This window comes from Stenotrophomonas sp. FR012, from assembly GCF_047520565.2.
GTDB lineage: Bacteria > Pseudomonadota > Gammaproteobacteria > Xanthomonadales > Xanthomonadaceae > Stenotrophomonas > Stenotrophomonas sepilia.
Genome location: NZ_JAXBQL020000012.1, coordinates 72564 through 88122, shown reverse-complemented (window position 1 = coordinate 88122; position 15559 = coordinate 72564). Strand labels below are relative to the sequence as shown.

Sequence of the window (15559 nt, the reverse complement as noted above, 5' to 3'; positions counted from 1 at the left end):
CCCCCCCCCCCCCCCCCCACTACCGTGGGTGCAGGGCTGCAAGCCCTGCAACACAAAAAACCCCGCTTGCGCGGGGTTCTCTGTGGGTTGCGTGCAGCGCGAACGCTTACGGGCGACGGGCCAGGGCCTCAACGTCCTTCGCCTTCGGCAGCAGGTCCTGCTTGCTGACGCGCAGGAAACCGATCGTCAGCATCGGCACTGCCACCAAGATCGAGGACAGCACCACGATCACCGCACCGATCATATGCGTCTCGGCCAGGCCCTCCATCGAGCTGCCGCCGTACAGGTACAGGGCAAGCGCGGACAGGAAGAACATCACCGCAGTGATCACCGTACGCGACAGCGTCTGGTTGATCGAACGGTTCAGCACTTCCATCGAATCCACGCGCAGGCTGCGGAAGTTCTCACGGACGCGGTCGAAGACCACGATGATGTCGTTGATCGCAAAGCCCATCACCGACAGCAGGCCGGCCAGCACGGTCAGGTCGAACTCACGGCCCAGCAGGGACACGTAAGCGACCGTCACGATCAGGTCGAACATCGCCACGATGCTGGCGGTGACCGCGAACTTCCACTCGAAGCGCACTGCGATGTAGATCAGGAAGCCGGCCAGCATGAAGATGGTGGCATACAGGCCATTCATCGCCAGGTCCTTGCCGATCTGCGGGCCCACGAACTCGTTGCGGAGCACGGTGGCCTGGTTGTCGGCAGTGGACAACGCCTTCACCACGGCAGCGGCCGTGGCCTTGTCCTCGTGGGCGGCGTCGCCGGTACCCGGAGCATGCTCGCCGTGCGGGGCCAGGCGGATCAGCAGGTCGGTGTTGCCACCCACGCTCTGCACCTGGGCGCCTTCGAAGCCACTCTGCTCGAGCTTGGTGCGGACCTGCTCAACATCCACCGCCTTGTCGAAGCGGGCTTCGATCAGGGTGCCGCCGGTGAAGTCCAGCGCGTAGTTGAAGCCCTTGATGCCGATGATGGCGACCGAGGCCAGGAACACCACGATGGTGACTGCCATGGCGACATGGCGCCAGCGCATGAAGTCGATCTTGGTGTCGTTCGGGAGGATGTGCAGCGGAAACAGTTTCATTGTGCGTGTCGTCCCGTCAGATGGCCACGTTCTGGAGCTTCTTGCGACGGCCGTAGATCAGCGTCGCCAGCGCACGCGACACGGTGATCGCGGTGAACATGGAGGCGAAAATACCGATGATCATGGTCAGCGCGAAGCCCTTCAGCGGACCGGTACCGAATGCAAACAGCGCCACGCCGACGATCAGGCCGGTCAGGTTGGCGTCGAGGATGGTGCCCGAGGCACGCTCGTAACCGGTCACGATCGCCGTCTTGCCCGGCACACCGGCTCGCAGCTCTTCACGGATACGCTCGTTGATCAGCACGTTGGCGTCCACCGACAGGCCGACCGACAACGCCAGGCCGGCAAAGCCCGGCAGGGTCATGGTGGCACCGAACAGCGACATCACCGCCACTACGATCAGCAGGTTGAACAGCATCGCTGCCGAGGTGATCACACCGAACATGCGGTAGTACACGCTGAAGAACACCAGGGTGAACAGGAACGCGAACACCACCGCGCGCATGCCGTTCTTGACGTTCTCGGCGCCGAGGCTCGGGCCGACCACGCGCTCCTCGACGAAGTCCATCGGCGCAGCCAGCGAACCCGACTTCAGCAGCTTGGCCAGGTCTTCGGCTTCCTTCTTCTGCAGGCCGGTGGTCTGGAAGTTCTTGCCGAACACGCCGTTGATGTTGGCCACCGAGATCACTTCCTCGTTGACCTTGAAGCCACGCACTTCCTGGCCGTCGACGACGGTCACGGTCGGCACGCGCTCGGTGTAGACCACCGCCATCGGCTTGTTCACGTTGGCGCTGGTGAAGTCGAACATGCGCTGGCCACCGACGTTGTTCAGCGTCACGCTGACCGCCGGGGAGCCACTGTTCGAATCGGTCACCGCCTGCGCGCCGACCATCTGGTCACCGGTGACGATCACGCGCTTGTTCAGCAGGATCGGGCCGCGGCCGTCACGCTGCTGGTAGACCTTCGCTTCCGGCGGGATGCGGCCGGAATTGATGGCGTCCTGCGCATTGCCCTCGACCACCGCGCGGTACTCCAGGGTGGCGGTGGCGCCGATCATGCGCTTGGCTTCGGCGGTGTCCTGCACGCCCGGCAGCTGCACGACCACACGGTCGGCACCCTGGCGCTGGATGATCGGCTCGGCCACGCCGAGCTGGTTCACGCGGTTGCGCAGGGTGTTGATGTTCTGCTCGATGGCGCCGTTGGCGATCTGCGTGATCTCGGTCTCCGGCACGGTGACCGTGATGCGGTTGCCGCTGACGTCATAGCCGAGCGTCGGCTGTGCCTTGACCAGGGCGGCACGGGCGCGCTGCGCGGCGTCGTCACCGGCGGACGGGCTCAGGTTGGCCACGATGCTGTTGTCGGCGCGGCGTTCCACCGACTGGTAGGCGATGCGCGCGTCACGCAGGGTGCTGCGCACGTCTTCGGTATAGGCATCCAGGCGCTTGTCGAGGGCAGCCTTCTGGTCGACCTGCAGCACGAAATGCACGCCGCCCTGCAGGTCCAGGCCCAGCACCATCGGGCGACCGCCGAGGTTGGCCAGCCAGTCCGGCACGGTCGAAGCCAGGTTCAGCGCCACGGTGTACTTCTCGCCGACGGTGTCACGCAGGGCGTCGCTGGCAGCGGACTGCGACTTCAGGTCCGACAGGCGGACGATCAGGCTTTCCCCTTCCTTTTCGGCACCGATGGTGGCGATGCCGGCCTTTTTCAGGTCGGCCAGCACACGGTCGCGCAGCGCATCGTCGATCTGCCCGCCACGGTTGGCGGTGATCTGGATGGCCGGGTCCTTCTGGTAGATGTTGGGCAGCGCATACAGCGCGCTGAGCGCCAGTACGATCAGGATGACGACGTACTTCCAGCGTGGAAATTCGAGCATTGCTTGGGTCCCGCGCGGCGCCATCCCCGGCGCCGCGGTTGTGCTTCGGAAAGGGAGTGGCTTACTTGGCCGAATCCAGGGTGCCGGTCGGCAGCACGCTGCCGACAGCACCCTTCTGCACGCGGATGCGCACGTTGTCGGCCACTTCGACGGTGATGAAGTGGTCGCCGATATCGGTGACCTTGCCGGCGATGCCGCCGTTGGTCAGCACTTCATCGCCGCGCTTGATCTTCTCCAGCATGGCCTTGTGCTCCTTCTGCCGCTTCATCTGCGGGCGGATCATCAGGAAGTACATGATGGCGATCAGGATGATCGGGAACAGCAGCGTGGTCAGGCCCATGCCCTGCGGTTGGCCGCCGGCGGCCTGGGCGTGGGCGGCGGGAATCAGGAAAGCAAGCAGGTTCATCGTTGGTCCTTTGGTTGGGCGGCGCTCCCGTCCCTTAGGGGCGGGGGTGTCGACCGCGGATCTGGGTCAGCCTTGAAGTATGCCACGGCCCCGGGCGTTCGTCCTTGGGCCGTTCGGCAGGGGGCGTCGGGGTTACAGCGGCGGGGCCACCGCTCCGCGTGCCGCGTAGAAGGACTCGCGGAAGGCCAGGAAGGTTCCCGCCTCGATCGCGGCACGGATGTCGGCCATGAGCTTTTCGTAATAGAACAGGTTGTGCAGGGTGCCCAGCATCGGCGCCAGCATCTCGTTGCAGCGGTCCAGGTGGCGCAGGTAGGACCGGGTGTAACCGCCGGTGCAGGCCACGCAGCCGCAGCCCGGCTCGATCGGGTCCATGTCCCGCGCGTACTGGGAATTGCGGATGCGAACGGTGCCGAACGAGGTGAAATAGTGGCCGTTGCGCGCATTACGGGTCGGCATCACGCAGTCGAACATGTCCACGCCGCGTGCCACGCCCTCGACCAGGTCCTCCGGCCGGCCCACGCCCATCAGGTAACGCGGGCGGTCGCCCGGCAGCTCCGGATCCAGGTGGTCGAGCATGGCGTTGCGCTCGTGCTCCGGCTCGCCCACGGCCAGGCCGCCGATGGCGTAGCCGTCGAAGCCGATCGCCTGCAGGGCGTCGGCCGAGCGGCTGCGCAGGTCGGTGTGCACGCCCCCCTGGACGATGCCGAACAAGGCCGCGTCGTTGCCCAGCTCGTCATGCGCGTTGCGGCTGCGCTGGGCCCAGCGCAGGCTCAGCTCCATGGAACGGCGGGCAACGTCTTCGGTGGCCGGGTACGGGGTGCACTCGTCGAAGATCATCACGATGTCCGAATCGAGCACCTTCTGGATCTTCATGCTCTCCTCGGGACCGAGGAACACCCGGGCGCCGTCGGTGGGCGAGGCAAAGGTCACGCCCTGCTCGGTGATCTTGCGTCGATGGGCCAGCGAGAACACCTGGAAACCACCGGAGTCGGTCAGGATCGGGCCATCCCAGCGGCAGAAGCCGTGCAGCCCGCCGTGGTCGGCGATGATGTCCAGGCCGGGGCGCAGGTACAGGTGGAAGGTGTTGCCGAGGATGATCTCGGCGCCCAGCGCCCGCACCTGGTCCGGCAGGATGCCCTTGACCGAGCCATAGGTCCCCACCGGCATGAAGGCCGGCGTTTCCACCGTGCCACGCGGGAAGGTCAGGCGGCCACGGCGGGCACGGCCATCGCGGGTCTGGAGCTGGAACTGCAGTCGGGACATGGAGCGGTCATTCGGGCAAATAGTTGCTCATTGTCTCCCAAAACCGGCTCGACCGCCCATTCAGGCCTGAACGGCACGGCAGTAGAGCCACGCCATGCGTGGCTTTCCTGGTCTCCAGGCACCTGCAAGTGCGCACCAACGGTGCGCACCCACCACAAGCAAGCAGAGGTCAGCCCCTACTCCGCCTGCGGGAACAGCAGCATTGCGTCGCCGTAGCTGAAGAAGCGGTAGCGCTGCTCGATCGCGTGCCGGTAGGCCTCGAACACGCGGTCCTTGCCTGCAAACGCCGAGATCATCATCAGCAGCGTGCTTTCCGGCAGGTGGAAATTGGTCACCATCGCGTCGACGCTGCGGATGCGGTAGCCCGGGGTGATGAAGATCTGGGTCTCGCCGGCGAACGGCAGCAGCTCGCCATCGCGCATCGCGCTTTCCAGCGCGCGCACCACGGTGGTGCCGACGCCGATCACCCGGCCGCCGCCGGCGCGCGTGCGCCGCACCTGCTGCACCAGTTCGGCGCCGACGTTCAGCCACTCGCGGTGCATAACGTGGTCCTTCAGGTCATCGGCGCGCACCGGCTGGAAGGTGCCCGCACCCACATGCAGGGTGACGTGGCCGAACTCCACGCCCTTGTCCTTCAGCGCCGCCAGCAGCGGCTCGTCGAAATGCAGGCCGGCGGTCGGTGCCGCCACCGCGCCTACCTCGCGCGCGAACACGGTCTGGTACCGCTCGCGGTCGTCCACGCCCGGCTCGCGCTGGATGTAGGGCGGCAACGGCAGGCGGCCGGCATGCAGCAGCCACTGCTCCAGCGACTCCGGCACATGGAACTGCAGCACGTAGAACTCGCCATCGCGGCCCAGCACCTCGGCTTCGCCACCGGCATCCAGCGCGATGCGACTGCCGGCCTTCGGCGACTTGCTGGCGCCGACCTGCGCACGCGCCTGCTGACCGCCGAGCAGGCGCTCGATCAGGATCTCCACGCGGCCGCCGCTGGCCTTCTGCCCGAACAGGCGCGCCGGAATCACCCGGGTGTCGTTGAACACCAGCAGGTCGCCCGGCTGCAGCAGCGACGGCAGGTCACGCACCTGCAGGTCGGTGAAGGCGGCAGGTGCCGGCGGTACCAGCAGCAGGCGGCTGGCGGAGCGTTCGGCCAGGGGAGCCTGCGCGATCAGTTCAGCCGGCAGGTCGTAGTGGAAATCGGACTTCTTCAAGGCGGTGGGCGGCAACAGGTCGACAATGGCGCGCATTGTACGTCCAGCGTCTGCGAGCCGGCGCACTTCGCGGCGAACGTCGCGCAAAATGCTGCTATGCAGCAGGTTTCTGCGGGGTTATCGCGCAAAAAAACAAGTGCTAGCATCGAACCGGAAGTCCGCTGCACGAGCCTGCCCCAAGCGCGCGTGATGACGCGCGTTTTGCTTTTGATGGCCCGTGCGACCCATTGTTTCAGGAGATCTGCAATGAGCTTCATCGAACGCCTCGCCCCCCTGCGCAACCAGCCCGGCACCCGCCTCACTACCGGCCTGGACGATGCCACCCTGACCGCCCTGTCCGCCAACCACCCGCAGCTGATCGCCGCAGTGGACGCCGCCGCCGAGGAATTCGCGCGCGTGCAGGCCGACCTGGGGCCGCTGCTGGCACAGGACGAACAGGCACAGATCGACGCGATGCAGGACGGATTCGTCAATTTCTATGCCGATGACGCGGTGACCCCGTACGTGGCGCTGGCCGCGCGCGGCCCATGGGTGGTCACCCTGAAGGGCGCCGTGCTGTACGACGCCGGCGGCTACGGCATGCTCGGCTTCGGGCACACCCCGGACGCCGTGCTGGAGGCCATGGCGCGCCCACAGGTGATGGCCAACATCATGACCCCCAGCCTGTCGCAGCAGCGCTTCATCACCGCCCTGCGCGCCGAGATCGGCCACCGCCGTGGCGGCTGCCCGTTCGCCCGTTTCATGTGCCTGAATTCCGGCTCCGAAGCCGTCGGCCTGGCCGCGCGCATCGCCGACGTCAACGCCAAGCTGCAGACCGATCCTGGCGCACGTCACGCCGGCGCTACGATCAAGCGCGTGGTGGTCAAGGGCAGCTTCCATGGCCGTACCGACCGCCCTGCCCTCTATTCGGATTCCAGCCGCAAGAGCTACATGCAGCACCTGGCCAGCTACCGTGGCGAGGACTCGGTGATCACCGTGGCGCCTTACGACGAGGCCGGCCTGCGCAAGGTGTTCGAGGATGCTGCACGCAACCAATGGTTCATCGAAGCCGTATTCCTGGAGCCGGTGATGGGCGAAGGCGACCCGGGCCGTTCGGTGCCGCCGTCGTTCTATGCCGTTGCCCGTGAGCTGACCCGTGCGCATGGCAGCCTGCTGCTGCTCGACTCGATCCAGGCCGGCCTGCGCGCGCATGGCGTGCTGTCGGTGGTCGATTACCCGGGCTTTGAAGGCCTTGACCCGCCGGACATGGAGACCTATTCCAAGGCGCTCAACGCCGCGCAGTACCCGCTGTCGGTGCTGGCGGTGACCGAGCATGCTGCGCAGCTGTACCGCAAGGGCATCTACGGCAACACCATGACCAGCAACCCGCGTGCGCTGGACGTCGCCTGCGCCACCCTGGCACAGCTGACCCCACAGGTACGCGCCAACATCGCCGAGCGCGGTGCCGAGGCCGTGCGCAAGCTGGAACAGCTCAAGAGCGAGCTGGGCGGCCTGATCACCAAGGTGCAGGGCACCGGGCTGCTGTTCTCGTGCGAGCTGGCCCCGCAGTTCAAGTGTTATGGCGCCAACTCCACCGAGGAATGGCTGCGCCAGCACGGCATCAACGTGATTCACGGTGGTGAGAACTCGCTGCGCTTCACCCCGCACTTCGGCATGGACAGCCAGGAGCTGGACCTGCTGGTGGCCATGGTGGGCCGTGCCCTGCGTGAAGGCCCGCGCCGCGAGCAGGCCGCGGCGGCGTAAGCCATCGCTTTGGTAGAACCGGAGGCAGCGGCAGGAGCCGCTGCCAACGTCGCTGGCGACGGCCCGAAGGGTGATGGTCAGGACGACCGGCATCGCCTTGCTTGGCTGACGCCTTTGCCGTGATCTGAACGAAGGGCAGCCGAGCCCGGAACCATCCCCCGGAACGGAGGGCTCCGCGCGCATTGCGATGCGAGGTGGTGCAATGGCACCGCCGGTTAAACGCGGCGCGGCTCGGCGCTACAGAAGGCCTGTCAAGGCCTCATAATCCACTGACACCCCGTCTCTGACCGCCCTGCGGTCGGCGACGGGGCGTTTTCGTTTCCGGCCAAGAGACAGGAAGATCCATGAAATCGATCTGTGTGTACTGTGGTTCCAACGCTGGCAGCAAGCCGGCCTATACCGAACGCGCCATTGCACTGGGCGACCGCATTGCCCGCGATGGCCTGCGCCTGGTGTATGGCGGCGGCAACGTTGGCCTGATGGGTACCGTGGCCAACGCCGTGCTCGCCGCTGGCGGCGAGGTGACCGGCGTGATCCCGCGCCAGCTGGCCGACTGGGAAGTGGCCCACCGCGGCCTGACCGAACTGGAGATCGTCGGCTCGATGCATGAGCGCAAGTCGCGCATGTTCGACCTCGCCGATGGCTTCGTTGCCCTGCCCGGTGGCTTCGGCACCATGGAAGAGATCTTCGAGATGCTGACCTGGCGCCAGCTGGGCATCGGCAACAAGCCGTGCGCGTTCCTCGATGTGGAAGGTTTCTACGCGCCGCTGATCGGCATGATCGACCGCATGGTGGAAGAGCGTTTCCTGCATCCGGACCAGCGCCAGGACCTCTGGTACGGCTCGGACATCGAGGAAATGCTGGTGTGGATGCAGAACTACCAGCCGGCCCAGGCCTCGAAGTGGATCGACGAGAAACGTCGCTCGGCTCTGCGCTGAAGCGAACCGTCGCGGTGGCTCACGCCAGCGTCCGTGCCCACGGTGCGGGACGGCCCAGCAGGTATCCCTGGCCATAGTCGCAACCGAGTTCGCGCAGTGTCTGCCGCTGCGCCTCGGTCTCGATGCCTTCGCCAATGGTTTCGATGCCCAGGGTGCGGGCCAGTGACAGCACGCCTTCGACCAGCGCGCGCGTGCTCTGCACTTCCGGCCCGTGCAGGCCGGCGATGAAACTCTGGTCGATCTTCAATGTACTGATCGGGAATCGGTGCAGGTAGGACAGCGCAGAGAAGCCGGTACCAAAGTCGTCCAGCTGCACCTGGATGCCACGCTCGCGCAGGCCCTGCAGGATGCGCAGCGTGTGCGGCGCATCGTCCAGCAGCGCGACCTCGGTAATCTCCAGCCGCAGCCGGCGCGGATCGGCGCCACACGCGTCGAGCAGGCCGAATAGGCGGTCGCTGAACTCGGCCGAGCGGAAATGGCGCGGCGAAACGTTCACCGAGACATAGCTCTGCCCACCTTCGGCCAGGCGCGCGATGACCTGCTCGTAGATCAGCCAGTCGACCTGTTCGATCAGGCCGCTTTCCTCTCCCAGCTCCAGGAACGCGCCGGGCAACAGCAGGCCACGACGCTCGTGCTGCCAGCGGAGCAATGCCTCATGTCCCACCACTTCGCCATCGGACAGGCGCACGATCGGCTGGAAGAACGGAACGAAATCACGGTTGTTGATCGCGCGGCGCAGATCGGCTTCCAGGTCGAGGCTGCGCATGGCCTGTTCACGCATGTCCTCGTCGAAGATCGCGCAGCGGTCATGGCCCTGCGCCTTGGCCCGGTACATCGCCGCGTCCGCATCACGCAGCAGCTCCTCGCCGGTACGGTAGCGCGGATTCCACAGCGCGATGCCCAGGCTGCCGGACGGGAACAGTTCGCGGCCGGCGATCCACATCGACTCCTGCAGTGCCAGCAGCAGGCGCTGGCCGAAATCCAGTGCCTGTGCCAGGCCCTGCGGGCATTGCAGCAGTACCGCGAATTCATCACCGCCCAGCCGTGCCACCACATCATCGGCACCGGCCATCGATACGATGCGCTTGGCCACCTCCACCAGCATGCGGTCACCCGCGGCGTGGCCGATGCTGTCGTTGACCAGCTTGAAGCGATCCAGGTCGAGGAACAGCACGGCGAACACCGGCCCACCCTCGCGCCTGGCCAGCGCCAGCGCATCCTGCAGGCGATCGAGCAGGTGCAGCCGGTTGGGCAGGCCGGTCAGCGCATCGTGCATGGCCTGATGGGTCAGGCGTTGCTCGGCCCGCAGGCGCTCGCCGATCTGGCCGAGCAACTTCTCGTTGACCTCGGCCAGCTCACGCGTGCGTTCCTCCACGCGCTTTTCCAGTTCGGCATGCGCCAAACGCAGCCGTTGCTGGTCGCGCTGGCGCGCCAACCCGGTTCCGATGTTCTGCGCAACGAACGTCAACAGCCGCTGATCGTGCACGCTGAACGTACTGTTCTCGCTGTAACTCTGCACCACGATCGCACCGACCACCTCGTCATCGCGCAGCAGCGGCACGCCCAGCCAGCAATGCGAGCGCGCGCCGGATTCACGCACCTCGCCACTGGCCAGCAGCGCATCGATCTGGGCGCGTGAGGCCAGTAGGGGCCGCCGGTTGCGCACCACGTATTCGGTCAGGCCGCGACTGAACGGACGAGGTGCACGGCTGGCATTGTGCTCGTCCACCGAATAGACGAAGTCCAGGCCGTTGCCGCTTCCGTTCACCAGCGCGATATAGAAGTTGCGCGCATCGAGCAGGCGCCCGACCACGCCATGCACCTGCCCGTAGAACTGGGCCAGGCTGTCGGCCGACATCGCCATTTCGGCAATGTTGTACAGCGCGGTCTGCAGTTGCTCGGCGCGCCGGCGCTCCGCCACTTCATCCTGCAGGCTGTGGTTGGCGCGCTGCAGTTCCAGCGTACGCCGCTCCACCTGTTGCTCCAGCCGGACCTGCGCCTGGCGCCGATCCATCGCAGTCTGCACGTGCTGCGCGACAAAGCCCAGCAACGCCCGCTCGGCCTCGCCATAACGGGCCGCCAGCTCATAGCTCTGCACCACGATCGCGCCGCATACCCGGCCATCGCGCAGCATCGGCACACCCAGCCAGTCCAGGCTTTCGGGGCCACGCTGCGGGTCGTGCTCCTGCTCGACCACGCGCGCCAGCAGTTCGCGCGAGGGTCCGCTGAGCGGCTTGCCATGGCGCAGCAGCGCGACGGTCAAGCTGCGCGGCATCTCGGCGGCGTCATGGCTCTGCGTCGGGTCGGCGACGAAATCGTCGACCTGGTCGGCGAAGTACAGGAAGCGGATCTGGTCACGCACATCATCGTATTCAACGATGTAGCAGTTCTCGGCATACATCAGCGTGCCGAGCACGCCGTGCACGTGACGCAGCATCTCCGACATTTCCAGATCGGCGCCGGCCAGATCGGCGATCTGGAACAGCGCCTGCTGCAACCGTTCAGCTTCCTCCAGCGCCTTGATCTGCCCGGCCTGGCGGCCACGCTGCAGTGCCAGTTCCATGGCCTGACGGGCCAGCCCCCACCACGCCGCAGAAGGCACGGCGCCTTCCACCGACAACTGCAGGCGTGCACCGTCATGTTCCCAGCCATGGGAGCCCTCGCCGATGCCCGGCGCAGTGAACGCGCCTGCCGCCCCGTCGGCCGGCCATCCGCCCTGACCACGCCCGAGCTGCGGGTCGTCCCAGCCGACGCGGACCAAGGCCGTTTCCGGCAAAAGCGCATGCAACGCGCGCACCAGCGCCGTGCTCAGCACGGCCTCGTGTGGTGGCTCTTCCGCCGGTTCAGCATGCGTGGACAAATGACAATCTCTTGGCGCCGTCGATGCGTCGCCTCCCCTGAGCCGACGAGCATAGCGCGCCACCCGGGGGGCAATGGAAGCCCGTAAACCCCGAATCGTGCGCCCGTACGTTTTTCCTGCTGTCTGCAGCCCCTTCCGAGCCATGACCCTCGCCCTGCCCGCCCCTGCCACCGGCTATGCGCCATCGCCTGCAGGCCTTACCCTGTACGCCGTGGAAGCCAGCGCACTGCCAACCGATGAAGCCTTGATGCTGGCCTGGGCCGGCGGCGACCTGCGCGCGTTCGAAAGCCTGTATGCGCGCCATCGCAAGCGACTGTTCGGTTTCCTGCTGCGCCAACTGCGCGACAACGCGCTGGCCGAGGAGATCTTCCAGGACGTCTGGCAGCGGGTGATCAGCGCCCGTGCCGGGTGGCAGCCCGAAGCAGCGTTCAGCACTTGGCTGTTCCGCATCGCCCACAACCGCCTGAACGACCATTGGCGCGCCGCCCGCCATCGCCCTGCCGCACCGGCCGACGCCGACCTGCGCCTGGCCGCGATCGAGGACGGGCAGACCCCGGAAGCCGAACTTTCCGAATTCGAACAACGTCGCCGCATCCAGCTGGCGATGGAGCAATTGCCGCCGGAGCAGCGCGAAGTGCTGCAACTGCGGCTGGATCAGGAACTGAGCCTGGAGGAGATCGGCCAGATCACCGGCGTAGGCCGGGAAACCGTGAAATCGCGGCTGCGCTATGCGATGGACAAGCTGCGTGCGGGATTGAACGCATGAACCGAGACGAACCGCTGACGCCGGAAGAACGCGAGCTGGCCCGGCTGCTCGGCCGTCGCGCCGAGCAGGCACCACCGGCCGCACTGGACGCCGCCATCCTGGCCGCGGCACGTGCCGCGGTTGACGCTCCGGGTACCGATGTTGTTGCCTCTCCCGAGGCGCCGCGCAAGCAGCGCACAGGCCCGCGTTGGCCAGCGGTGTTCGGCATCGCCGCTTCGATGGTGTTCGCCATTGGCATCGCCTGGCAGCTGCGTCCTGAACCGCCACCGGTTCCGGCGGGCGAGACTGCTGTTGCCGCAGCACCGGCTGCGGCAGAAGACGTCGCGGCTGCCGATCAGGCCGCTGGAAGTGGTTCAGCCGACAGCGCAGTGGCGGTTGCGGAACCAGCCGCTGCTCCGGCAGCACCCGAGTCCGCCCCTGTTTCCGCTGCCCCGGCACCGGCCATCGCGCGTGCGCACAAGCCTGCGCCGGCCAAGACCGCTGAAGCGCCGGCCCAGGCTGCACGGTCCGTGGCCACAGATGCGGCCGCCGACACCTCCTTTGCGGCGCTCCCGCCCGCTCCGGCTGCAGCACCGCCAGCGCCACCTGCACCGGCCGCCTACTCGGCACCCGCACCCGCACCGGCATTCGCGCCAGCAGCGTCCGGGGCAATGAAAGCACGCACGGCCGCAGCACCGGCAACCAATGCCGCCGAGGCCGAGCGGACGCAGGCGCTGGATCGGGTGGAGATCACCTCGATGAAGCGTGAGGCGCCCAGCCGTTCCGCACCGGGCATCATGCGCCGCGGCAGCGACGCGGGCCTGAGCGCGGATGCCGTGCAGGCCGAGGTGGACGCCGACGCGCGACTGCCGCGCCGGCAGTGGCTGCAGAAGATCCGCGCGCGACGCGACGACGGCCAGCGCGATCTGGCCCGCGCCAGCCTGGAGCGCTACGTGCAGCAGTATCCGGAAGCCCGCCTGCCGCGCGACCTGCGCCCGTTGCTGGACGACTGAAGCAGAACGTGACCTCCGGCGACCCCGTAGAATGACGGGAATGCTCGATACCCTCGCCCAGCCTGTCAGCCACACGCTGGAAGTCAAACACAGTCGTTTCATCGCCCATGCTGCGCCGATCGACAGCGCCGCAGCGGCCATGGCGATCCTGCAGCAGGTTGCAGCAGCCGACGCGACCCACAACTGCTGGGCCTACCGGTACGGCCGGGACTACCGCTCCAGCGATGATGGCGAGCCCGCTGGAACGGCCGGACGACCGATCCTGGCGGCAATCGATGGCCAGGGTTTCGACCGTGTGATGGTGGTGGTGACGCGCTGGTTCGGCGGCATCAAGCTGGGCGCCGGTGGACTGGTGCGCGCCTACGGTGGCGCTGCCGCCGAGTGCCTGCGCACCGCCCCCCGCCTGCCCCTGGTGGCGATGGCCCGGCTGCAGCTGCTGGCCGGCTTCGAGGACCTGGGCATCCTGCACGCCACCCTGCCCGCCTTCGGCGCCGGGAAACTCGATGAACAGTTCGATGCCAACGGCGTGTGCCTGCGGGCCGAATTGCCGGCCGATCAGGTCGATGCATTGAAAATCCGCCTGCGCGACGCCACCCGTGACCGTATCCGCATACAAGACGACAACCAGGATGACTGACAAGGACGACGCCCCTGCCTCGACCCCGCCGCTGCGCCGCCTTGGCAGCCTGCGGACGTTGTGGCCGTTCGTGCGCCGCCACAGCGGGTTGTTCACCGCCTGGCTGCTTGCCCTGGCGGTCTCTTCGGCCGCCACGCTGAGCCTGCCCCCCGCCGTGAAGCAGATGATCGACCACGGCTTCACCAGCGGTGGCCAGATCAACCGTGCCTTCGCCCTGCTGATGCTGGTGGCGGTGGTGCTGGCACTGGCGACGGCCGCACGGTTCTTCTTCGTGTCGCTGCTGGGCGAGAAGGTCGTCGCCGACCTGCGCAGCCGCCTGTATGCACACCTGATCCAGCTCGGCGCCGGTTTCCACGACCGCAGCCGCAGCGGCGAACTGGTCTCGCGCCTGACCGCCGACAGCGAACTGCTGCGCAGCGTGGTCGGCTCGACCATGTCGGTCGCCCTGCGCAGCAGCGTAACCGTGGTCGGCAGCCTGGCGATGCTGTTCGTCACCAGCCCTCGGCTGGCCGCGTGGTCACTGCTCGGCATCCCGCTGGCGGTGCTGCCGATCATCGTCGGCGCGCGCAAGCTGCGTACGGTTGCGCGCAGCAGCCAGGACCGCATCGCCGATGCCAACAGCCTGGCCAGCGAGACGCTGGGCGCCGTGCGCACGGTGCAGGCGCATGCGCGCGAGCCCTATGAGCGCGGGCGCTTTGACAAGGCGCTGGGCGATGCCATCGGTGCCGCACGCCGGCGCATCGGTGCGCAATCGCTGGTTACCGCCAGTGCCATCCTGTTGGTGTTTGGCGCCATCGTTGGCGTGCTGTGGCTGGGCGCGCACGATGTCATCGACGGCCGCCTCAGTGCCGGCACGCTGGGCCAGTTCGTGTTGTACGCGCTGATCGGCGGCGGCTCGGTGGGCGCCCTGGCCGAAGTGTGGAACGAGCTGCAGCGTGCGGCCGGTGGCATGGGCCGTATCGGCGAGCTGCTGCAGGAAGACATCGAGATCCGTGCGCCGGCGCAACCGCACGCACTGCCGCAACCGCTACGCGGCGAAATCCAGTTCGACGACGTGGTGTTCCACTACCCGCAGCGCCCGGACCAGGCCGCGCTGGACCACTTCAACCTGCATGTCCGCCCGGGCGAGACGGTGGCCCTGGTCGGCCCGTCGGGCGCGGGCAAGAGCACGGTGCTGTCGATGCTGCTGCGCTTCCACGATCCGGCCAGCGGCCGCATCTGCGTGGATGGCATCGACGTGCGCCAGGTCGATCCGGCCGAGCTGCGCGCGCAGCTGGCACTGGTACCGCAGCAGCCGACGCTGTTCGCAGCCAGTGCACGCGACAACATCCGCTACGGCAGGCTGCAGGCCAGCGACGCCGAGGTCGAGGACGCCGCACGTGCAGCAGAGGCCGATGGCTTCCTGCGGGCATTGCCGCAAGGCTACGACAGTGAACTGGGCGAGCGCGGCGCACGCCTGTCCGGTGGCCAGCAGCAGCGCGTGGCGATCGCCCGCGCGTTGCTGAAGGATGCGCCGATCCTGCTGCTCGATGAGGCCACCAGCGCACTGGATGCGCAGAGCGAGCATGGCGTGCAGCAGGCACTTGAGCGGCTGATGGCCGGTCGCACCACGCTGGTCATCGCCCACCGCCTGGCCACCGTGCTCAAGGCCGACCGCATCGTGGTGATGGACCAGGGCCGTATCGTCGCCGAAGGTACCCATGCGCAGCTGCTGGCCGAAGGCGGACTGTACGCTGAACTGGCACGACTGCAGTTCATCGATTGATGACGGCCGGCTAACATCGGC

Annotated in this window: 12 protein-coding genes; 6 read left to right on the top strand and 6 right to left on the bottom strand. The window is 67.2% G+C overall.

All coding sequences use genetic code 11. The annotated features are described in order from the left end of the window. Nucleotides 1-106: 106 nt before the first annotated feature. The 5 genes from secF to queA form a co-directional block, all read right to left on the bottom strand. A complete protein-coding gene (gene secF / locus ACM0O9_RS17175; protein ID WP_065185182.1) occupies nt 107-1087 on the bottom strand; it encodes a protein translocase subunit SecF in 981 nt (326 codons plus the stop codon). 16 nt (nt 1088-1103) lie between these two features. After that, a complete protein-coding gene (gene secD / locus ACM0O9_RS17170; protein ID WP_005416202.1) occupies nt 1104-2960 on the bottom strand; it encodes a protein translocase subunit SecD in 1857 nt (618 codons plus the stop codon). 61 nt (nt 2961-3021) lie between these two features. Then, nucleotides 3022-3366, bottom strand: coding sequence for a preprotein translocase subunit YajC (gene yajC, locus ACM0O9_RS17165; protein WP_005416201.1), 345 nt, complete (start codon nt 3364-3366; stop codon nt 3022-3024). Between the two features lie 132 nt (nt 3367-3498). Further along, complete coding sequence (gene tgt, locus ACM0O9_RS17160; RefSeq protein ID WP_014646826.1) at nt 3499-4629, bottom strand: tRNA guanosine(34) transglycosylase Tgt; 1131 nt, start codon at nt 4627-4629, stop codon at nt 3499-3501. Between the two features lie 176 nt (nt 4630-4805). Beyond that, complete coding sequence (gene queA / locus ACM0O9_RS17155; protein WP_065185185.1) at nt 4806-5873, bottom strand: tRNA preQ1(34) S-adenosylmethionine ribosyltransferase-isomerase QueA; 1068 nt, start codon at nt 5871-5873, stop codon at nt 4806-4808. A gap of 210 nt (nt 5874-6083) precedes the next feature. Between queA and ACM0O9_RS17150 the strand changes: the two genes are divergently transcribed. Together ACM0O9_RS17150 and ACM0O9_RS17145 are read left to right on the top strand one after the other, a co-directional pair. Continuing rightward, nucleotides 6084-7580, top strand: a complete 1497-nt coding sequence (locus ACM0O9_RS17150) for an aminotransferase class III-fold pyridoxal phosphate-dependent enzyme (RefSeq protein ID WP_005416198.1) — start codon at nt 6084-6086, stop codon at nt 7578-7580. Nucleotides 7581-7924: 344 nt separating this feature from the next. After that, nucleotides 7925-8518 (top strand): LOG family protein, encoded by a 594-nt coding sequence (locus ACM0O9_RS17145; protein WP_005416197.1) that lies wholly within the window; start codon nt 7925-7927, stop codon nt 8516-8518. 19 nt (nt 8519-8537) lie between these two features. Here the strand turns inward: ACM0O9_RS17145 and ACM0O9_RS17140 are convergent, their stop codons facing one another. Then, on the bottom strand, nt 8538-11378 hold the full coding sequence (locus ACM0O9_RS17140; RefSeq protein ID WP_188239065.1) for a bifunctional diguanylate cyclase/phosphodiesterase: 2841 nt from the start codon (nt 11376-11378) through the stop codon (nt 8538-8540). Nucleotides 11379-11625: 247 nt separating this feature from the next. Here ACM0O9_RS17140 and ACM0O9_RS17135 point away from each other — a divergent pair, with 247 nt between their 5' ends. From ACM0O9_RS17135 to ACM0O9_RS17120, 4 genes are read left to right on the top strand one after another with little or no spacing between them, the layout of a single operon-like run. Beyond that, nucleotides 11626-12144 (top strand): RNA polymerase sigma factor, encoded by a 519-nt coding sequence (locus ACM0O9_RS17135; RefSeq protein ID WP_229298213.1) that lies wholly within the window; start codon nt 11626-11628, stop codon nt 12142-12144. Then, complete coding sequence (locus ACM0O9_RS17130; protein ID WP_065185188.1) at nt 12141-13136, top strand: hypothetical protein; 996 nt, start codon at nt 12141-12143, stop codon at nt 13134-13136. Before ACM0O9_RS17135 ends, ACM0O9_RS17130 begins: the two co-directional genes overlap by 4 nt. A gap of 40 nt (nt 13137-13176) precedes the next feature. Beyond that, entirely contained in the window at nt 13177-13773 is a 597-nt protein-coding gene (locus ACM0O9_RS17125) for an IMPACT family protein (protein ID WP_065185189.1), read from the top strand. After that, nucleotides 13766-15538, top strand: a complete 1773-nt coding sequence (locus tag ACM0O9_RS17120) for an ABC transporter transmembrane domain-containing protein (RefSeq protein WP_053500873.1) — start codon at nt 13766-13768, stop codon at nt 15536-15538. Before ACM0O9_RS17125 ends, ACM0O9_RS17120 begins: the two co-directional genes overlap by 8 nt. Nucleotides 15539-15559 lie beyond the last annotated feature (21 nt).